The sequence below is a fragment of the Burkholderia sp. BCC0097 genome, from assembly GCF_902832985.1.
In the GTDB taxonomy this organism is placed as follows: domain Bacteria; phylum Pseudomonadota; class Gammaproteobacteria; order Burkholderiales; family Burkholderiaceae; genus Burkholderia; species Burkholderia orbicola.
Genome location: NZ_CADFDM010000009.1, coordinates 205,053 through 225,047, shown reverse-complemented (window position 1 = coordinate 225,047; position 19,995 = coordinate 205,053). Strand labels below are relative to the sequence as shown.

Sequence of the window (19,995 nt, the reverse complement as noted above, 5' to 3'; positions counted from 1 at the left end):
TGCGATTCCTCCAGTCTTTCGATTTTTCAATGGTTCGGTGTGTCGGTGATGCAAGGGGGCGATCGGGCGCTCAGAGCGCGCGGAATGCTTCGCTGTGGCGCGCCCAGGCCACGTACATCACGAGCGCCGCGACCAGCAGCCCCGCGATGATGATCAGGTCGGTCGGTTTCGTCGCCGTCGCCAGCGTCGTGTAAAGCGTGTACGCGGCGCCCGCCACCGCGACGAGCGGCGTCACGGGCCACAGCGGCATCCGGTAGTGATGCTCGACGTCGCGGCGCACGAACCGGCTCGCGAGCGCGGCCAGCCCGACGACGAGATAGATCAGCAGCAACAGGTCGACCGTGAACGCGGTCAGCTCGTCGAGGCTCGACACGAACACGAGCCCGGCCGACGGTATCGCGAGCGCGAGCGTCGCCAGCCACGGCGATTCGAGGCGCGGGTGGATCGTCGAGAACGCGCGGTTGCAGGTGCGCGACCAGAGCGCATGCCGGCCGCTGCTGTACAGCAGGCGGCCCATCGTGATCACGATCGCGATGATCGCGTTGAACACCGACAGGAAGATCCCGCCGCTGACCACGCGCGACACGGCCGGATTGCTCAGCGAGCGCACGACATAGCCGATCGGATCGGCGCTTTTGGTCAGTTCCGTCAGCGACGGCGCACCCAGCACGATCGCGGTGAGCGGCACCAGCTCGACGACGAGGATCACGAGCAGCGAATAGATCACCGCCTTCGCGACGTTGCGGTTGCCGCCGCGCAGGTCTTCCGCGAGATAGGCGGCGGAGCCGAAGCCGTTGTAGCAGAAGATCGCGGTGCCGATGGCGGGCACGATGGCCGCGAGCGTCGCCGGCACGAGCGCATTGCCGCTTGCCACGACCGGGGCGATCAGCACTTCGGCGCCGCGATGCGGCGATCCGAAGCCGAGCCCCGCGATCAGCATCAGCACGCCGATTTCGACGACCAGGAACGCGCCGGTGATCCATGCGTTCGTCTTGATGTTCAACATGCCGAGCAGATAGCTGAGCAGCACGATCGTCAGCGCGACCGACTGGTTGCCGAAGTGCGTGCCGAGCGCGTTGTTCAGATAGGGCGCGGCGCCGCTCGCCAGCACGGCCGGGATGAACACGCTGACCGACAGCACCGTGATGAAGGTCAGGTAGCCGGGGAGCGTGCCGAACACGCGCTTGGCCATCACGTATTCGCCGCCCGCGCTGCGGTGCGCGGCGCTCAGTTCCGCATAGCAGAGCGCGAACGCAAGCGCGAGCACGCCGCCGAGCACGAACGACAGCACGGCGCCGCTGCCGGCCTGCTGGATCGCGAACGGCGCGATCACGAAGATCGAGCTGGCCGGCGTCACGCCCGATACGGTGATCATCACTGCGTCGCGCACGCTGAGCGTCTGCGACAGCGCGCGCGGCGCGTCTTCCGTGGCAGGCGCCGCTTGCAGGCTGCCCGTCGATTCCGACATCATCGCCATTTCGTTCTCCTGTGCTCCTGTGCTGCGTTTTTTTGAACACCCATACTCGGGCCCGATTGATTGCGTGGCAGTCTAGGAAGCCAATTTCAGGACCGCTATTCCCCCTTCGTGTTACGCCCTTCCGGTGGTGGTATGGATCGTCTCTTTTCCGAAATCGCGATGCACCAGGCGCTTGGCCGCGCAATCGATCATCTCGGCCAGCCGCGCTTCTGGCGATTCCTGGTGCTGCTGCTCAATGAAATGGCGCCGTTCGACAACGCGCTGGCGACCGCGATCGGCCACGACGGCGTACCGCTCGTGCTCGACGAATACGACACGGGCGGCACCGACACCGCGTCGCCCGTGCCGCTTTACCTGAATGGGTTATATCTGCTCGATCCGTTCCTGCAGGCCGCGCACGACGGGCTCGCCGACGGCTGCTACCGGCTCGAGGAAGTCGCGCCCGACCTGTTCCGGCAGAGCGAGTATTTCCTGAGCTATTTCCGCGATGCGGTCGGCGACGACGAGATCCAGATTCTCGTGCGGCCGAATGCCGACACGCTGCTGTCGCTGTCGCTCGGTGCGTCGACGCGCTTCGACGTCGAGCCGCTCGGCAAGCTGACGGCCGCGATGCCGTGGGTGCTCGCGGCGATTCGGCAGCACTGGCGGCTGGTGGGCGACGCCGCGCGTGCGGCGCCCGACGCCGATCTCGGCGCGCGCGTCGAACAGGCGCTCGCCCGCTTCGGCGCGGGTGTGCTGACCGACCGCGAGATGTCGATCGCGCGGATGGTGCTGCGCGGCAATTCGTCGAAGGCGATCGCGGAGCGACTGGCGATATCACCCGAAACAGTGAAGGTCCATCGACGGCATTTGTACGCAAAGCTCGGGATTTCGTCACAACCCGAGCTGTTTTCGCGGTTCATCCAGGCGTTGGGAGAAGATGCGGCGGGATGAGTGCAGCGACCGGCGCGCGCGAGCCCGGCTCGGGGACGGATGCCGAATACCTGACGATGATCGTCGCGCCGTGGCGCGCTGCGTGCGGGCCGCCGATATGCCCCCCGATCTTCTCGCAGCGCCGCCAAAAACCGCCTATCGTGAATAAGGCGCCCCGTTTGCCGCTATTCGCCCCGCCGTCGCTGGCGCGGGCGGGCGGCGACGGCGCCGTGCTCCGGCACCATTCATCGCGATTCCGGCGCACGCTCGCCCGTGCGCGATCGCGGCCGCCCACCGGACTATCAGGAGGCACTCATGAAAGCCGCGCTGCTCGTCAGCTCCGCCCTGCTCGCCATTGCGTCAGCTTCGGCCACGGCCCAGGGATCCATCACGAAGGAAGAAAACGGCGCGCTCGTCGCCGCGAACGGGATGACCGTCTACTCGTTCGACAAGGACAAGCCCAACGCCGGCACCAGCGCCTGCACCGGCCCATGCGAAACCCTCTGGCCGCCGTACAAGGCCAGCGCGACCGACGTACCGGTCGGGCCCTACACGATCGTCAAGCGCGACGACGGCAGCCCGCAATGGGCGTACAAGGGCAAGCCGCTGTACTTCTTCTCGAAGGACATGAAACAGGGCGAGCGCAACGGCGACAACTTCAAGAACGTGTGGCACGTGGTCGCCCCGTAAGCCTTCGTTCGCCGCGTTCCGTGCATTTCGCCAGCACGTAAAAAAGCCCGCCCCGATCGTCGATCGGGGCGAGCCTTGGCAACACCGCACGTCGCACCGGCCGTATGCAGCCGGTGCGCGCGTCAACTCAGCGGTTCGACGGGAAGCTGAACACCGTCCCTTCGCGCACGCCGGCCGACGGCCAGCGCTGCGTGATCGTCTTGCGCTTCGTGTAGAACCGCACCGCGTCCGGGCCGTATGCATGCAGGTCGCCGAACAACGAACGCTTCCAGCCGCCGAACGAGTGGTACGCGACCGGCACCGGCAGCGGCACGTTGATGCCGACCATGCCGATCTGGATGTTGTCGCTGAAGTAGCGCGCGGCCTCGCCGTCGCGCGTGAACAGACAGGTGCCGTTGCCGTATTCGTGCGCATCGATCAGCGCCATCGCCTCGTCGAGCGATTTCAGGCGGATCACGCCGAGCACCGGCCCGAAGATCTCGTGCTGGTAGATCGGCATGCCGGGCTTCACGTTGTCGAACAGGCACGGCCCGAGGTAGTAACCACCGTCGTGGCCGTCGACCTTCACGCCGCGACCGTCGACGACGAGCGTCGCGCCCGCCGCCACGCCCGCTTCGACGAAACCCGTCACCTTCTCGAAATGCTGCTGCGTGACGAGCGGGCCCATGTCGACGCCCGCGCCGTTGCCCGGGCCGACCTTCATCTTCTCGATCTCGGCCTTCAGCCCCGCGACGACCTGGTCGCCCGTTTCGTCACCGATCGCGACGACGAGCGGAATCGCCATGCAGCGCTCGCCGCACGAGCCGTATGCAGCACCCATCAGCGCGTTCACCGCGTTGGGGATATCGGCATCCGGCATCACGACCGCGAAGTTTTTCGCGCCGCCGAGCGCCTGCACGCGCTTGCCGTGCGCGCAGCCGGTCGAATAGATATATTCGGCGATCGGCGTCGAGCCGACGAAGCTCACGGCCTTCACGCGCGGATCGGCGAGGATCGTGTCGACCGCTTCCTTGTCGCCGTTCACGACGTTCAGCACGCCCGGCGGCAGGCCGGCCTCGAGCGCGAGCTCGGCCATGCGCAGCGTCGACGACGGCGTGCGCTCGGATGGCTTCAACACGAACGTGTTGCCGCACGCGACGGCCATCGGCCACATCCACAGCGGCACCATCACCGGGAAGTTGAACGGCGTGATGCCGGCCGCGACGCCGAGCGCCTGGAACTCGCTCCACGAATCGATCGCCGGGCCGACGTTCTTGCTGTGCTCGCCTTTCAGCAACTCGGGCACGTAGGTCGCGTACTCGACGTTCTCGATCCCGCGCTGCAGTTCGCCCATCGCATCGGCGAGCACCTTGCCGTGCTCGGCGGTGATCAGCGCGCACAGCTCGTCGGCGTGCTCTTCGAGCAGCGTCTTGAAGCGGCTCATCACGCGGGCGCGCTTCAGCGGCGGCGTGTTGCGCCATGCCGGAAACGCAGCCTGCGCGGATGCGATCGCGGCTTCGACGGTCAGCTTGTCGGCGAGCGCGACGCTCTTGCGCGATTCGCCGGTCGCCGGGTCGAACACCGGCTGGACGCGGCTGCCGCCGTCTACGCGCTTGCCGTCGATCAGGTGGCCGACGGTAGAGGTCACATTGCTGTCGTGTTTCATCGTTCAGGCTCTTTCGTGAATTCGGTTGTCGCTGGGAACGAGCGCGGGCTCAATCCACTTCGTTCAGCGCGTCGGAGAGCGCGTTGATCAGGTTGTCGATCTCGCGCTTCTCGGCGATGAACGGCGGCGCGAGCTGGATCGTGTCGCCGCCGTAGCGCACGTAGAAGCCCTTCGCCCAGCAGCGCATCGCGATCTCGTACGGGCGCCGTGCCGGCTCGCCCGGCAGTGCGGCGATCGTCAGGCCGGCGGCCAGCCCGTAGTTGCGGATGTCCGCGATGTGGCGCTGGCCCTTCAGCCCGTGCACGGCCGCCTCGAAATACGGCGCGAGATCGCGCACGCGGGCCACCGCGTCTTCCTTCACCAGCAGGTCGAGCGCCGCGACGCCGGCCGCACACGCGACCGGGTGCGCCGAATACGTGTAGCCGTGCGGGAACTCGAGCATGTACTCGGGGCCGCCCGCGGCCATGAACGTGTCGTAGATCTCCTTCGTCGCGATCACGCCGCCGAGCGGCTGCACGCCGTTCGTCACCTGCTTCGCGAAGTTCATGATGTCCGGCACCACGCCGAAGGCGTCGGCGCCCGTCATCGCGCCGGCCCGGCCGAAGCCCGTGATGACCTCGTCGAAGATCAGCAGGATGTCATGCGCGGTACAGATGTCGCGCAGGCGTTTCAGATAGCCCTTCGGCGGCACGACGACGCCCGCAGAGCCGGAGAACGGCTCGACGATCACGGCCGCGATGTTCGACGCGTCGTGCAGCGCGATCAGTTCGAGCAGGCGATCGGCCAGCTCGGCGCCGTGCTCGGGCATGCCGCGCGAGAACTTGTTCTCGGCCAGTTGCGTATGCGGCAGGAAATCGGCGTCGAGGCCCTGCCCGAACAGCTTGCGGTTCGGCCCGATCCCGCCGACCGAGATGCCGCCGAAGTTCACGCCGTGATACCCCTTCTCGCGGCCGATCAGGCGCGTCTTGGTGCCCTTGCCCTTCGCGCGCCAGTACGCACGGGCCAGCTTCAGCGACGTGTCGGCCGCTTCCGAGCCCGAGCCCGTGAAGAACACGTAGTCGAGGCCGGCCGGCGTCAGCTCCTTGATCTTGTTGGCGAGCTCGAACGATTTCGGGTGGCCGAACTGGAAGGCCGGCGCGTAGTCGAGCTGCGCGACCTGGCGGCTCACGGCTTCGACGATCTCCGTGCGGCCGTGACCGAGGCCCGTGCACCAGAGGCCCGACAGACCGTCGAAGATCTTGCGGCCTTCGGCGTCGGTGTAGTACGCGCCCTTGCCGGACACGATCAGCCGCGGATCGGCCTTGAACTGGCGGTTGGCCGTGAACGGCATCCAGTGCGCGTCGAGCCATTCGGCGTCGGTGCGGAGGTTCGTGTCGTCGTGCTGGGCGGTGGTGATGTCGGTCATGTCGGTCGGCGCGGCGCGCCCCTCCTCCTCGGGTTGATATTGCGCATTGTCGGGACGCCAATTAGTCTTTTGAATATCGCAATATCAATGTTCACTTGCTCAATCATGCAAGCAAAGAAACCGAAGAGCCGCGCGCTGCTCGGACAGCTCAGCGACATGGATCTGCGCCTGCTGCGGGTCTTCAAGGGCGTCGTGCAATGCGGCGGGATGGCGGCGGCCGAACTGGAACTGAATATCGGCATCTCGACGATCAGCCGGCACGTGAAGGATCTGGAAACGCGGCTCGGCCTCGTGCTGTGCCGGCGCGGCCGCGCGGGCTTCACGCTGACGCCCGAGGGGCAGACGGTGTACGAGGAGACGCTGCGGCTGCTCGCGTCGATGGAAGCATTTCGCAGCAGGATCGACGGCATTCACGACAAGATGGGCGGAGAACTTCACATCGCCGTGTTCGACAAAACGGCCACCAACCCGAATGCGCGCCTGGGCGACGCGATCCGGCAATTCGCGGACGAAGCGCCCGACGTCGCGCTGAACCTGCACGTCGCGTCGATCAACGAGGTCGAGCGCGGGGTGATCGACGGCAGCTACCAGGTCGGGATCATCCCGGTGCACCGCAATTCGGGCAGCCTTGTGTATTCGGCGCTGTTCGACGAACGGATGCTGCTCTACTGCGGCCGCCAGCATCCGCTCTTCGACGCGCCGCACGGCAAGCTCACGTGGACGACGGTCCGCAACCACGCGTTCGCCGGGCTCGGCTTCCATTCGCCGAACATGGAGCTGAGCCATCGCGCGAAGCTCACGCGCAGCGCGACCGCGTCGGATCAGGAATCGATCGCGACGCTGATTCTGTCGGGCCGCTATCTCGGGTTCCTGCCCGATCACTACGCGGAGAGTTTCGAAAACAAGGGGCTGATGCAGCCGATCGCGCCGCACCGGTTCAATTACCAGTGCCGGTTCGTGAGCCTGCTGCGGCGCTCGCCGCGGCCGTCGCGGGCCGCGCTGCTGTTCCAGTCGTGCCTCGAAGCCGCGCATGCGGGGGCGCTGCCGGCGGCATAGCGGCGGCTTCCGGTTCGGTCAGGCCCCGTCCCCGCCCGGGCGCGGCTGCGCCCGCTTGCGCGTGACGAAATGGGTCGCGACGAGCGCCGCGGCAAAGCCGGACGCCGCGCCGACGCCGAGCGCCCAGCGGGGGCCGAGATGGTTCGCGACCCAGCCGGCCACCGGCGCGCCGATCGGCGTGCCGCCCAGCGCGACCGCGAGGCGCAGCGCCATCACGCGGCCGCGCATCGCCGGCTCGGTGGAAAGCTGCATCAGGCTGTTGGTCGAGTTCATGAAGGTGATCGCGGCGACGCCGGTCAGCACCAGCGCGGCAGCGAACGACCAGTAGCCGGGCGCCAGCGCGGCGAACGTGCAGCCGAGCCCGAACAGCGCGGCGCCGATCCACAGATGACGGAAGCGCGGCTGCTCGCGGCGCGCGGCGAGCAGCGCGCCCGAGATCGTGCCGACCGCCATCATCGACGACAGGAAACCGAACCCGCGCGCGTCGACGTGAAACACGCTGGCGGCCATCGTCGAAATGAACAACTGGAAATTCAGCCCGAACGTGCCGATCAGGAACAGCATCACGAGGATGGCTGTGAGGTCCGGGCGGCGCCACACGTAGCGGAATCCGTCGAGCAGGCTGCCGCGCGAGCGGTTTGCCCGCACATTGGTGCGCAGTTCGTCCTCCCGAAGCCGCGACAGCGACGCCAGCACCGCGAAGAAGCTGAGCCCGTTCGCGAGAAACGCCCAGCCGGTGCCGACCGATGCGATCAGGAAGCCGGCCGCCGCCGGGCCGACCATCCGCGCGGCATTGAACGACGTCGAATTGAGCGCGACCGCGTTCGCGAGTTCGCGGTCACCGACCAGTTCCGCGACGAAAGTCTGCCGCACCGGCGCGTCGAACGCCGACGCACAGCCGAACAGGAACGCGAACACATACACGTGCTCGAGCCGCACCGCGCCGGTGACCGTCAGCACGCCGAGCACGAGCGCCAGCGCGCCCATCAGCGCCTGTGTCGCCATCAGCAGCTTGCGCTGGTCGAAGCGGTCGGCCGCGTAGCCGGTCCACGGCAACAGCAGCAATTGCGGCCCGAACTGCAGCGCCATCACCGTGCCGACCGCAGACGCGTCGTGATGCGTGAGCTGCGTGAGGACGAGCCAGTCCTGCGCGGTGCGCTGGATCCACGTGCCGATGTTCGACACCAGCGAGCCGATCGCCCATACGCGGTAGTTGAAGCTGCGAAGCGAGCGGAACACGCCCGCTGCCGGCACGCTCACGGCCGCTCCCGGTCGGGCTCGTTGCCGCCGTGCAGTTCGCCGAAATGCCACGCGAGGAACAGGCCGAGCACGAGGATGCCGAGGCCGAACGCCGCCGCGTCGGCCGTGATCTTCAGGTCGAAGTCGCCGACCCGGCACACGAGCGCATACGCAATGACGAGGTTCACGACGCCCCACACCACGTTCACGGTGGACGACGACAACCCGCGGCCGGGCGGATTCGCGAACGGCGTCTGGAACGGCTCGCCACGCAGCCCGCTGACGAGATGCGGCACGGCGTTCGCGAGAAACGCGCCGCCGAAGAAGTACGACACGAGATGCAGGAAGTTCATGGGCGGGCCATCCTTTCGGCGAGCGGTTCGATACGGTTTACGGACGTGTCGGGTCCTGGAATTCGGCGAGCCGCTGCAGCAGCTTCACGGCCGCCGCGAGCTCGGCCTGCTCCGCCGCCGACAGTTGCGCGTGCAGCGCGCGGAACAGCCAGTCGTCCTTGGCCGCGCGGTTCGCTTGCAGCATCTTGCGGAAACCGGGCGTGAGCGCGATCAGCGTCTGCCGGCCATCGGTGGGATCGGGCGCACCGGCGACCGCGCCGAGCGCCTCGAGTGTGGCGACCGTCACCCGCATCGACTGCGGGCGCACGCTTTCGGCACGCGCAAGCGCCGATACCGTCGCCGGGCCGTCGCGATCGAGCCGCAGCAACACCGATTTCTGCGAGGACGTGAGGTCGTTCGGATGGGTCTGCTCCCGCATACGCCGCATCAGCTTGCCGACCGAGATGCGGAGTTCGCCGGCGAGACCGGCCAGCGGGAGGGTATCGGGGGAAGACGATGGCGAGTTCATAAATTCAAGATAGCACATCGACAGTCAAACTGTACAGTTTGACTGTATATTTCATCGTGTAAGGATCGGGCGGCCACGCATGCTTTCGGCGCGACGCCGCGCCTCGTTCGGCCGCGCATTCCGGCTCTGCGATAATGCGGGCTTCCCGTTCCCGCACCGCCTTCCGCCATGACGCAGCCGTCCGCCCCGCTCTCCACCGACCTGCCGCCGATCTCGTGCCTGCCCGGCGACGCGCTGCCGTGGCTGCCGATGAGCGCCGACCTGCCGGGGCTCGCGATCAAGTACCTGCACATCAACGCGGCCGAAGACACGCTGACCGCGCTGCTGAAGATGCCGGCCGGCGGCACGCTGCCGCGCCACCGTCACGACGGCGAGGTGTTCGTCCATACGCTGCAGGGTGCGTGGCGCTACCGCGAATACGACTGGGTCGCGCATGCCGGTTCGACGGTGCTCGAACCGGCCGGCTCGGTACATACGCCGGAAACGCTCGGCGCGCCGGGCGAGGATGTGATCACGCTGAACGTGATGCGCGGCGACCTCGTGCTGCTCGACGATGACGGCCGCGAAACGGCGCGCGAGAACTGCCGCGTCGCGCTGCTGCGCCAGCGCAAGCATGCGCGGACGGCGCCGGATGCGGCCACGGCGTTCGTCACGCGGTAATTACGCGGCAAGACAGGCGACGCGACGCGCATCGTGCCGCGCCCCGTCCATCCCGTCACGCGCGAGCGTCCTCCAGTATTCGTTTCCGCCGCCAGGCTTGCCCGCCCGTTATCGAAAACGCCTGAAAAACCGCCGAATATCGTCGGCCAGCAAGTCCGGCTCCTCCATCGCCGCGAAATGGCCGCCGCTCGGCATGTCGGTCCACTGCACGACGTCGAATACGCGTTCGAGCCAACTGCGCGGCGGGCGGCTGATTTCCTTCGGGAAGCGCGCGAAGCCGACGGGCACCGCCAGGCGTTGCCCGGGCGCAAACCGCATCGGCTGCAGCCGGTTCTCCCAGTACATCTGCATCGACGAGCCAATGCAGCCGGTAAACCAGTAGAGCGAGATGCCCGTCAGCAGCGTGTCGTGCGAAAAACGGCGCGCGACGTCGCCGTCGCAATCGCTCCACGCACGGAATTTCTCGCCGATCCACGCGGCCAGCCCGAGCGGCGAATCGTTGAGCGCGACGGCCAGCGTCTGCGGCTTCGTCATGTGGACGTACGCGTACCCGCCTTCCAGCGCCGCCCACTCGCCGCGCTGCTTCAGAAACGCCTGCTCGTCGTCGGTCAGCGGCCGCGCCGCGTCGATCGGCGGTTCGTAGCTGCCGGGCAGGTAGTTCAGATGGATGCCGTCGATCACGCCCTCATGCCGCACGCCGAGTGCGACCGACACGCCCGCGCCCAGATCGCCGCCCAGCGCGCCGAACCGCTGGTAACCCAGGCCGGCCATCAATGCCGCCCAGCAGTCGGCGACCTGAAGCGCCGACGTGCCGGGCGCCGCCGGCGCGGGAGAAAACAGGAAGCCGGGCAGCGACGGCGCGACGATGTCGAAGGCGTCGGCCGGATCGCCGCCGAACGCGGCCGGGTTGCACAAGCGATCGATCAGCGCATGGAATTCGAATGCGGAACCCGGCCAGCCGTGCGTGACGACGAGCGGATAGGGTTTCGGGCCGGTGCCGCGCCGATGCACGAAATGCACGCGTCGGCCGCCGACGTCCGCGACGAACTGCGGCAGCCGGTTCAGCGCGCGTTCCGCTGCACGCCAATCGAAGCCGTCGGCCCAGTACGCGGCCAGTTCGCGCAGCCACGCGCCGTCGGCGCCCTGCTGCCACGGCTCGGCGGGTGTCAGGTTGGGCGGGCGGGTGTCGCGCACGCGCCGCCGCAAATCGTCGAGCGCTTGATCGGGTATCGCAATGTCGAACGGTTCGGCGCGCATCGTGTCTCCTCGCGAAACATGTCGACGAGATTCTGCGCGATTTTTCCGACCCGCGCTGGCGGCAGGCGGTCGCGCGCGTCAGCCCGTTTCGCGCGCGTCCGTCTCCATCCGTGCGTCGCGCCGCAACGCCTGCGGCGGCACGCCGAACCCGCGCACGAACGCCTCGCGCATGTGCCGGCGATCGCGAAAACCGTTCTCCTTCGCGATCACGTCGAGCGGATGGCGGCTCTGTTCGATCATCAGCCGCGCCGCTTCGAGCCGCAGCCGCTCGATCGCTTTCGCCGGCGACTGCCCGGTTTCGAGCGTAAACACGCGGCTGAACTGGCGCGGGCTCAGGTGCACGGCCTCGGCAAGTTCCTCGACGGTCAGCGCGCGACCGAGATTCCGCCGCGCGTAGTCGAGCGCGCTCTGGATCCGGTCGGATTTCGGCGCGAGATCGAGCATTTCCGAATGCTGCGACTGGCCGCCGGCCCGGCGCTGATGCATCACCAGCTTGCGCGCGACCGACCGCGCAACGTCGGCGCCGAGATCCTTTTCCACCATCGCGAGCGCGAGATCGAGGCCGGCCGTCATCCCGGCCGACGTCCAGATCGGGCCGTCGACGATGAAGATCCGGTCGTCCTCGACGCGAATCTCCGGGTAGTGCCGCTGCATGTCCCGGCCGAACGCCCAGTGCGTGGTCGCGCGACGCTGCGCGAGCAGCCCGGCCTCGGCCAGCACGAACGCGCCCGTGCAGATGCCGGCGATCCGCCGCGCCTGCCCGTTCGCGCGACGCAGGTAGGCGACCACGCCGGCCGGCGCCGGCGCGGCGAGCGGATCGTTGACGCCCGCGACGATCCACGTGTCGACGCCGAGCTGCCCGCGCAGCGCGCGCGTGGCGACCGGCAGCCCGAGCGACGAGCGCACGTCGCCGCCGTCGACCGAATAGTTGTCCATCGCGTAGAACGGCGCGTCCATTCCCATGTTCGCGTACTCGAACACCGACTGCGCGGCGAGCGCCATGATCTGGAAGCCGTCGCTGATCAGAAAGCCGATTCGGTGCATGTGCGTTCTCCGGTTCCGTGCCGATTGGCCCGATGGGCCCGATGTCCGGAATCATACCCATCTGCGTCATTTGTGTCGCCGCGCTTCTAGGCCAGAATGCCTTCACGCCATCCGGCCATCCTCATCGAAACGGAGCACATCATGACGCAAGCACATCGCGGTACCGCCCTCATTACCGGCGCATCGTCGGGCATCGGCGCCGTCTACGCGGACCGCCTCGCGCGCCGCGGCTACGACCTGATCCTGGTCGCGCGCAACCGCGACCGGCTGAACGCCCTCGCCGAGCGCATCACGAACGACACGCAACGCAGCGTCGAGATCGTCGACGCGGACCTCAACGACCGCGCGGCGCTCGCCGGCGTCGAAGCCAAGCTGAAACAGGACGCGAGCATCACGCTGCTCGTCAACAACGCGGGCATCGGCACGCATGCGCCGCTGCTCGACAGCGACGTGGACGCGATGACGCGGATGATCGACCTGAACGTGACCGCGCTCACGCGTCTGACCTATGCGGCCGTGCCCGGCTTCGTCGCACGCGGTCGCGGCGCGGTGATCAACATTGCGTCGATCGTCGCGATCTCGCCGGAAACGCTGAACGGCGTGTACGGCGGCAGCAAGGCGTTCGTGCTCGCGTTCAGCCAGTCGCTGCATCACGAGCTCGCCGACAAGGGCGTGCAGGTGCAGGCCGTGCTGCCCGGCGCGACGGCCACCGAGTTCTGGCAGACGGGCGGCCTGCCGCTCGAGCACCTGCCGAAGGAAATCGTGATGACGGCGCCGGACATGGTCGATGCGGCGCTGGTCGGGTTCGAGCGCGGCGAGCTCGTGACGATCCCGTCGCTGCACGCGGGCGACGAATGGGACGCGTACGAGGCCGCGCGCCGCACAATGGCGCCGCACCTGTCGGCCGATACGCCCGCGCCGCGCTACACCACGGCGCGCTAGTTGCTGGCGGGGGCCACGCTGCGCGGTGCGCCTTCGCCCTTCACGCCGACCATCAGCGCCACGCCGCTCGCCACCAGCAGCGCGGCCAGCAGATACACGGCGAGATCCATGCTGCCCGTGCGCGTGCGGATCATCCCGATCACCCACGGGCTGACGATGCCGCTCGTGATCCCGATGCTGCTGATCAACGCGATCCCGGCCGCGGCCGCGTTGCCGGACAGGTAGCGGGTCGGCACGGCCCAGAAGATCGGCAGCGCCGCGAAGATCAGCGTCGCCGCGATCGACAGGCACGCGAGCATCGCCGCGAAGCTGTGCAGGTGCAGCGTCAGCGCCGCAAGCGCGAGCCCGCCGCCGATCGTGCAGCACGCGAAGTGCTTGCGGCGCTCGCCGGTGCGGTCCGAGCGGCGCGCGATCAGCACCAGCCCCACCGCGCCCACGGCATTCGGCACGACCGTGTAGAGGCTCGCGGCGACGACGTCGGTCCGCTACATGTCGATCGCAAGACAGGTGCATGGCGTGCTGGTTCGAACGTCGATTTGCGTTCGCAAGCGCTAACGCGCGGGCTGGAACGGACCTCTCAGAAAGGCCTAAGAGGTCATGTATGAACGCGCCCCTTTGCACAATTAAACTGTCTGACCAGCAGAAAAATCGCCGGAAAATCGAAATCGAACGCTTCGCAACCACATCTGCGGATCGCGGCAGAAAATGCGTCAGGTCGCTTGGTAATTTTACGACCTGTTAAGGTAAAAGAATCGACAAGGATGGCCTTCACGGGCTGTCCTTGTCGATTTTTGTGAAACGTTAGCTCTCTTGGAGACCGTGGTAATGAAAAAATTTCTGGTTGCAGGCTTGCTGAGCCTGTTGAGTTCGTTCTCTGTTTGGGGACAAACTTTCACTGGCTCCGAAGAAGTCATCATGTCAAAGAACGGTGCAATTACAACCGCCACGCTGAACAACATTCAATCATGGGTGTTAAATAGTGCAGCCAACGCAGCGTTTGCTTCTCTTGCTGTCAATGGCGCTGCAAGTGGGATTGCGAAGTTTGGAAATACCACAGACTGGCTTTCTCCGATTGTCCCTTGCACGACAAATTGCGCTTCGGTTTGGTCTCAATCGGCGGCAGGCTATATCGCGCTGCTTGGTGCAAGTCGTACGTCGGATAACGGGACGGCTGGTTCGATGGGTTCGATTGGTGTTGCAGGGTATAACTTGAATAACAATGCCACTGCAGTTCAAACGGGCTATGCTGGTTATCTTGAGAATCGCCGCTCGGCAGGTGCCGGTACCTCTCAAGGTCTGGAAATTGATACAGTCAACCAGGGTTCGGTGATCACGCTTGATCCGTACAACATGATCCAAACCGGATCAACCATGGGCCTGTGGTTGTCGTCGGGCCGTCCTGACGTTACTACCAGCGCTACGAACTCGTCTGCGGCAATTGGCATCATCAATAACAACACTGCGTATGAAAAAGGCATCGTGTTTCAAAACTCGTCGCTTGATACCAGCAGTGGTGAAGGTGGTGCAATTGTTTTAGGTCAGAAGCATGCCATTCAGTGGTTTGGTGCAGCCGGCAAGGAAGTTGCCAGTATTCGTAGTGATGCGACTACGGAATCCATGAAAATGGTCTTTGGGGATGGGTACACGTATTTCCAAGATGGTCTGGGTAACAACAAAGCGACGATCAACACCAGTGGTAACTTGGCACTGGTTGGTAGTGCGTCATTTGGTAACGGTTTGGCGGTATCAGGAGCAGGTACTTTCTCGTATAACGTCAGCGGTACGTTCCCTACATTTGGCTCCACGATCGGCGGTGCAGGTGGATTAGGACTGGCGTGGAATGGACAAGGCGGTGGTCAAGGCGAAACCGATTTCATCAACTTTACCGCCGGTGCGCCGGGTGGGTTTAGTTGGTTCCAAGCCAACGCTTCTGGCACCGTAACGACGACTCCGGTCATGAAGCTGACTGGTGCAGGGAATCTCTCGACGACTGGCACAGGTACCTTGCCGGTGTACTCGGTGTCCGGCACTGCCGTGAACGCCCCGCACAAAGTCGTCGGTACGATTGCACTCGCTTCGGGTACCGCTATTGTCACGTTCAGCGGTAATGCTGTGTTTACTTCTTCTTCGTCGTACTGGTGTTCAGCTAACGACACCAGCGGTACGGCAGCGGCAGTGAACGTGCAGAACCAAAGCGGTACTAGTGTGAAGTTTATTGGTACGGGTACTGACACAGTTTCCTTTCTCTGTACAGGTAACTAACTTTTAGCGTCGACCGGGATGGGCATCGATCGTCTCCTCGATGGATGCGAATACGGGCCGGGCAGCAAACGCGACGCCGGCCGCCGCCGACGACAACGGCGACGGCGACCAGCCGTGGTTCACGCGCGCCGCGCGCCTTCGCCCTTCACGCCAACCATCAGCGCCACGCCGCTCACCACCAGCAGCGCGGCCAGCAGATAGACGGCGAGATCCATGCTGCCCGTGCGCGTGCGGATCATCCCGATCACCCACGGGCTAACGATGCCGCTCGTGATCCCGATGCTGCTGATCAACGCGATCCCGGCCGCGGCCGCGTTGCCGGACAGGTAGCGGGTCGGCACGGCCCAGAAGATCGGCAGCGCCGCGAAGATCAGCGTCGCCGCGATCGACAGGCACGCGAGCATCGCCGCGAAGCTGTGCAGGTGCAGCGTCAGCGCCGCGAGCGCAAGCCCGCCGCCGATCGTGCAGCACGCGAAGTGCTTGCGGCGCTCGCCGGTGCGATCCGAGCGGCGCGCGATCAGCACCAGCCCCACCGCGCCCACCGCATTCGGCACGACCGTGTAGAGGCTCACGGCGACGACGTCGGTCACGCCGAAGTCGCGGATCATCAGCGGCATCCAGAAGTTCAGCGTCAGCGACGCGCAGGTCAGCGAGAAATAGATGAACGCGAACAGGTACACGCGCGGGTTCGCGAGCGCGGCCATCACGCTGCGGCCGTCGTGCGCATTGCCGGGTGCGCGGCCGTCGGCGCATAGCGCGGCGACGCGCGCCTTTTCGTCGGACGTGAGCCACGCGGCGTCCTGCGGCCGGTCGACGAGCAACGTGAAGGCGGCGAACGCGAGCAGGATCGCCGGCGCCCCTTCGATCGCGAACATCCACTGCCAGCCGTGCAGCCCGAGCACGCCGCTCATGTCGCGCATGATCCAGCCCGACATCAGCCCGCCGAGCACGCCGGCCACCGCGACGCCCGCGAAGAACACCGAGATCGCCGCCGCCCGCCGGTTCGCGGGGAACCAGTAGGTCAGGTACAGCACGATGCCGGGGAAGAAGCCGGCCTCGAACACGCCGAGCAGGAAGCGCAGCACGTAGAAATGCGACGGCTGCGACACGAACATCATCCCGGTCGACGCGAGGCCCCACAGCAGCATGATTCGCGTGAACGTGCGGCGCGCGCCGAACCGCGCGAGCAGCATGTTGCTCGGCACTTCGCAGCACACGTAGCCGACGTAGAACACCGCGGCGCCGAGGCCGTACATCGCATCGCTGAAGCCGAGATCGTGCTTCATCTGCAACTGCGCGAAGCCGATGTTGATGCGGTCGAGAAACGACACGACGTAACAGAGGAACAGGAACGGGACGATCCGCCACGCGATCTTGCGGAACAGCAGCGCGTCACTGAATCCGGATGCGGATGCGGAAGTCGGCGCCGACGCGCTCGCGTGCGCGAGGGTCGCTTCGGCGGGAAGCGATTGGGGCATGTCTCTCTCCAAACGGGCCGCGCGATGTCGAGCGCGCGGCAGTCTCCGAGGGCGTGCATGCGCCCTGCTTTCTTGTGAGACCGGATACGGTCGCCGGCACCGCGGCGCGATGCCGCCGCGCATGCCGCGACCTTCAGGGAAACGGCAAGGCGATCATGTGAGCGCCGCCCCGCCGCCGTGGGCCGCTCAGTCCTGCAGCGCGGCCCACATGTCCTTGTCGCGCTGCGCGGTCCAGATGCGCGGATGCGCGATGCCGCTCGCCTCGTCGAACGCGCGCGACACGTCGAACGGCAAGCAGTGCTCGTAGATGAACACGTGGCCGAACTTCGGGTCCATCGCTTCGCGCGTGAGCGCCATCGCCGCCTTCAGGTCGAGATTGCGCTCGACGGCCTTGCGGCCCTGCGCGAGCAGCGTCGTAACGAAATCCTTCGTGTAGTCGAGGCCCTTGTTCACTTCAGCGGGATTCAGCAGCGCGGGGCCGCGGCCCGGCACGAGCTTCTCGGCGCCGAGCGCGCGCAGCGCCTCGAGCGTGGCCGGCCACTGTTCGAGCTGCGCGTCGCCGCAATAGCACGCGGCGTCGTATTCGACGAGGTCGCCCGAGAACAGCACCTTCTGCGACGGCAGCCAGACGATCGTGTCGCCCTTCGTATGGCCCGAGCCGACGTGCATGATCTTCACCTCGAGCTTGCCGAGGAACAGCGTGATCTCGCGCTCGAACACGAGCGTCGGCCAGGTCAGGCCGGGCACCGTCTCGACGCCGGCGAACAGGCGCGGGAAGCGCTCGATCTCCGACTTCATGTCGGCCTCGCCGCGCTCGACGATCATCTCGTAGGTGCCGCGGCTCGCGATCACGTGCTGCGCGCCTTCGTCGAAGTACGCGGACGCGCCGAGCACGCGCACCGCGTGGTAATGCGACAGCACCACGTGCTTGATCGGCTTGTCGGTCACGCTGCGGATCTTCGCGATCAGGTCCTGCGCCATCGCGGGCGTCGCGGTCGTGTCGACGATCAGCACGCTGTCGTCGCCGATGATCACACCCGAGTTCGGGTCGCCTTCGGCTGTATACGCGTAGGCGTTCTCGGACAGCTTCGTCCAGGTGACTTTCTTCTCTTCCAGATCGGCTTGGGAGGCGAATGCTTTGGCCATTGTGCGTTCCGTGGCTGCGAGCCATGTGTTGAGGGGGAGTGAGCGGATCATCTGCTCGCCCCGAATATTTGTCAATGGCAAACACGCTTGTTATTGTCTAATACGGGTAAACCTGCGGGCTGGCGCTCAAAATGGCGTCGGATACCATGCGGGGTTTCGTCAACGGAAGAATCATCGCGTGCAGAACCACGAAGTCAGCGCGGACGATGCGCCGCCCAAGGCGCAGCGCGGCATCCAGAGTGTCGAGGTCGGCGGCCGGCTGCTCGACGCGCTCGCGCGCCGGCGCAAGCCGCTCGGGCTGTCGGAGCTGGCCGCGGCAGCCGATCTCTCCACCGCGCAGGCGCACACCTATCTCGTAAGCCTGACGCGGCTCGCGCTCGTGAAGCGCGATGCGATCACCGGCAACTACGAGCCGGGCCCGCTGTCGCTGCGGCTCGGGCTGATGTCGATCGAGCGCCAGCCGGCCTACCGGGCGACGCTGCCGCACGCGGTGCGGCTCGCGGAAACGGTCGGGCTGAGCGTCGCGCTGTCGGTGCCGGGCGTGCTCGGCCCGACGATCGTGCGCATCGAGCACGGCGGCTATCCGTTGCACGTGAACCTGCACGTCGGTTCGGTGATGTCGCTCGACACCACGGCAACCGGCCGCGTGTTCCGCGCGTTCGGCGACGCCGCGCAACTCGATGCGATGGCGGCCAGCCAGGCGGGTGCGGGCGATACGCTTGCCGGCGCCGAAAGCGAGCCGGCCGCGCCGGACGCCGATGCGCAACCCGTCGAACTCGATGCGATCCGTGCCCGCGGCATCGAACGCAGCATCGACCGGCCGAGCCCGGGCGTCAGCGGGATGTGCGTGCCGGTGCTCGATCCGCACGGGCGCCTGCAGCTCGCGTTGACGGTGATCGGTTCGACGGGCTCGATCGATGTCGACTGGGACGGCCCGATCGCGGCGGCGTTGCGCGACGCGGCGCGGCAGGCCACCGCGTCGCTCGGCACGGCGCATGCAGAACCGGCGCCCGCGCCGGCGGTGGCGCCAGGCGTCGCACGCGTACCGCCCGCGCTGGCCGACGACGCAAAAACGCAGCGCGGGATCAATGCGCTCGACAGCACCGGCGACCTGCTGCTCGCGCTGGTGTCGGCGGGCCGCGCGCTGCCGCTGCGCGATCTCGCGACGGCGGCCGGCATGCCGTCCGCGAAGGCATTTCCGCATCTGGTCAGCCTGCAGAAGATCGGCCTGCTGAGCCGCGACGACGCCGGCTGCTTCGACGGCGGCCCGCTGGCGCAGGCGCTCGGCCTGATCGCGATGCAGCGCGTGTCGCCGACGCGCGACGCGGAAGCCGAGATCGTCGCGCTGGCCGCCGCGACCGACATGAGCGTGGCCGCCGCGACGCTCGGCCCGCTCGGGCCAACCGTGATCCGGCTCGAGGAATCGGCGCGGCCACAGCACGTGAGCCTGCAGGTGGGCACCGTGATGTCGCTCGTCAATACGGCGATCGGGAGGATTTTCGCGTCCGGCATGTCCGACGACGTGCTGGCCGACCTGCTCGCCAACGAGCCGGTGCGGCTCGCAGGCGCGCATGCCGCACCGGACGACGCGGCTTTCCGCTCACGGCTCGCGGCGATTCGCGCGGACGAGCTCGATTTCGCGTTCGACGCGCCGGTGCCGGGCATCGGGACGATTGCCGCACCCGTGTTCGATCACACCGGCAGCATCCGGCTCGTGATCGCGATCATCGGCTCGTCGCGCGGCTTCCCGCGCGGGCCCGACAGCGAGCTGGCGCAGACGCTGCGCGCCGCGACACGGCGGCTGTCGTGGCGCTTCGGGTGGATCGGCCGGTAATCGCGTCCTTTTCCCCAACGTACGTTCGAATCCCTTTCTTTCTGCCCGCGAGGCCGTGCCGGCGCGGCCTCGTCACGCCTAGCCGAC

General features: G+C 66.8%; 18 protein-coding genes and 1 pseudogene. 7 read left to right on the top strand and 12 right to left on the bottom strand.

All coding sequences use genetic code 11. The features are described 5' to 3' along the window. Positions 1–70 precede the first annotated feature (70 nt). Positions 71–1,477 carry an APC family permease gene (locus HWX07_RS28595; protein ID WP_175878570.1) on the bottom strand — a complete coding sequence of 469 codons (1,407 nt, stop codon included), beginning with the start codon at positions 1,475–1,477 and terminating at the stop codon, positions 71–73. Positions 1,478–1,609: 132 nt separating this feature from the next. On the opposite strand from HWX07_RS28595, the gene HWX07_RS28590 reads away from it, so the two are divergent. Beyond that, a complete protein-coding gene (locus HWX07_RS28590) occupies positions 1,610–2,410 on the top strand; it encodes a helix-turn-helix transcriptional regulator (RefSeq protein ID WP_175878569.1) in 801 nt (266 codons plus the stop codon). A 294-nt stretch (positions 2,411–2,704) separates the two neighbouring features. After that, complete coding sequence (locus tag HWX07_RS28585; RefSeq protein WP_012338219.1) at positions 2,705–3,079, top strand: hypothetical protein; 375 nt, start codon at positions 2,705–2,707, stop codon at positions 3,077–3,079. A 127-nt stretch (positions 3,080–3,206) separates the two neighbouring features. Here the strand turns inward: HWX07_RS28585 and HWX07_RS28580 are convergent, their stop codons facing one another. Beyond that, positions 3,207–4,724, bottom strand: coding sequence for a CoA-acylating methylmalonate-semialdehyde dehydrogenase (locus HWX07_RS28580; protein ID WP_175878568.1), 1,518 nt, complete (start codon positions 4,722–4,724; stop codon positions 3,207–3,209). A 49-nt stretch (positions 4,725–4,773) separates the two neighbouring features. Next, positions 4,774–6,129: an aspartate aminotransferase family protein gene (locus HWX07_RS28575; protein ID WP_175878567.1), complete on the bottom strand. Its 1,356-nt coding sequence runs from the start codon at positions 6,127–6,129 to the stop codon at positions 4,774–4,776. A gap of 105 nt (positions 6,130–6,234) precedes the next feature. Between HWX07_RS28575 and HWX07_RS28570 the strand changes: the two genes are divergently transcribed. Next, positions 6,235–7,185 carry a LysR family transcriptional regulator gene (locus HWX07_RS28570; protein WP_175878566.1) on the top strand — a complete coding sequence of 317 codons (951 nt, stop codon included), beginning with the start codon at positions 6,235–6,237 and terminating at the stop codon, positions 7,183–7,185. Between the two features lie 18 nt (positions 7,186–7,203). Here HWX07_RS28570 and HWX07_RS28565 read toward each other — a convergent pair whose 3' ends face one another. Genes HWX07_RS28565 through HWX07_RS28555 form a run of 3 tightly spaced genes read right to left on the bottom strand, consistent with a single transcriptional unit; the run spans position 7,204 to position 9,285 of the window. Next, positions 7,204–8,445: an MFS transporter gene (locus HWX07_RS28565; protein WP_175878565.1), complete on the bottom strand. Its 1,242-nt coding sequence runs from the start codon at positions 8,443–8,445 to the stop codon at positions 7,204–7,206. Then, positions 8,442–8,777, bottom strand: coding sequence for a hypothetical protein (locus HWX07_RS28560; RefSeq protein ID WP_175878564.1), 336 nt, complete (start codon positions 8,775–8,777; stop codon positions 8,442–8,444). Before HWX07_RS28560 ends, HWX07_RS28565 begins: the two co-directional genes overlap by 4 nt. Positions 8,778–8,814: 37 nt before the next feature. Continuing rightward, the gene (locus tag HWX07_RS28555; RefSeq protein WP_175878563.1) at positions 8,815–9,285 is read right to left on the bottom strand and encodes a MarR family transcriptional regulator; all 471 of its coding nucleotides are present in this window, start codon (positions 9,283–9,285) and stop codon (positions 8,815–8,817) included. A gap of 168 nt (positions 9,286–9,453) precedes the next feature. Here HWX07_RS28555 and HWX07_RS28550 point away from each other — a divergent pair, with 168 nt between their 5' ends. Beyond that, positions 9,454–9,945, top strand: a complete 492-nt coding sequence (locus HWX07_RS28550; protein WP_050010988.1) for a 2,4'-dihydroxyacetophenone dioxygenase family protein — start codon at positions 9,454–9,456, stop codon at positions 9,943–9,945. 108 nt (positions 9,946–10,053) lie between these two features. On the opposite strand, the gene HWX07_RS28545 is transcribed toward HWX07_RS28550, so the two are convergent. Both HWX07_RS28545 and HWX07_RS28540 read right to left on the bottom strand, forming a co-directional pair. Next, positions 10,054–11,202, bottom strand: a complete 1,149-nt coding sequence (locus tag HWX07_RS28545; RefSeq protein ID WP_175878562.1) for an epoxide hydrolase family protein — start codon at positions 11,200–11,202, stop codon at positions 10,054–10,056. Between the two features lie 78 nt (positions 11,203–11,280). Beyond that, the gene (locus HWX07_RS28540) at positions 11,281–12,246 is read right to left on the bottom strand and encodes a GlxA family transcriptional regulator (protein ID WP_175878561.1); all 966 of its coding nucleotides are present in this window, start codon (positions 12,244–12,246) and stop codon (positions 11,281–11,283) included. A gap of 141 nt (positions 12,247–12,387) precedes the next feature. Here HWX07_RS28540 and HWX07_RS28535 point away from each other — a divergent pair, with 141 nt between their 5' ends. Beyond that, complete coding sequence (locus HWX07_RS28535) at positions 12,388–13,188, top strand: SDR family oxidoreductase (RefSeq protein ID WP_175878560.1); 801 nt, start codon at positions 12,388–12,390, stop codon at positions 13,186–13,188. Here the strand turns inward: HWX07_RS28535 and HWX07_RS28530 are convergent. Together HWX07_RS28530 and HWX07_RS28525 are read right to left on the bottom strand one after the other, a co-directional pair. Continuing rightward, a pseudogene (locus HWX07_RS28530) lies at positions 13,185–13,670 on the bottom strand (MFS transporter); the annotation flags it as partial. The gene HWX07_RS28535 and the pseudogene HWX07_RS28530 sit on opposite strands and share 4 nt — an antisense overlap. A gap of 113 nt (positions 13,671–13,783) precedes the next feature. Continuing rightward, a complete protein-coding gene (locus tag HWX07_RS28525; protein WP_175878559.1) occupies positions 13,784–13,960 on the bottom strand; it encodes a hypothetical protein in 177 nt (58 codons plus the stop codon). Between the two features lie 53 nt (positions 13,961–14,013). Here HWX07_RS28525 and HWX07_RS28520 point away from each other — a divergent pair, with 53 nt between their 5' ends. Further along, complete coding sequence (locus tag HWX07_RS28520) at positions 14,014–15,450, top strand: hypothetical protein (RefSeq protein ID WP_175878558.1); 1,437 nt, start codon at positions 14,014–14,016, stop codon at positions 15,448–15,450. Positions 15,451–15,569: 119 nt separating this feature from the next. Here HWX07_RS28520 and HWX07_RS28515 read toward each other — a convergent pair whose 3' ends face one another. Together HWX07_RS28515 and HWX07_RS28510 are read right to left on the bottom strand one after the other, a co-directional pair. Then, a complete protein-coding gene (locus HWX07_RS28515; RefSeq protein WP_175878557.1) occupies positions 15,570–16,928 on the bottom strand; it encodes an MFS transporter in 1,359 nt (452 codons plus the stop codon). 186 nt (positions 16,929–17,114) lie between these two features. Beyond that, on the bottom strand, positions 17,115–18,074 hold the full coding sequence (locus HWX07_RS28510) for an MBL fold metallo-hydrolase (protein ID WP_006482658.1): 960 nt from the start codon (positions 18,072–18,074) through the stop codon (positions 17,115–17,117). 178 nt (positions 18,075–18,252) lie between these two features. On the opposite strand from HWX07_RS28510, the gene HWX07_RS28505 reads away from it, so the two are divergent. Beyond that, positions 18,253–19,908 (top strand): IclR family transcriptional regulator C-terminal domain-containing protein, encoded by a 1,656-nt coding sequence (locus HWX07_RS28505; RefSeq protein WP_175878556.1) that lies wholly within the window; start codon positions 18,253–18,255, stop codon positions 19,906–19,908. The last annotated feature ends 87 nt before the right edge of the window (positions 19,909–19,995 follow it).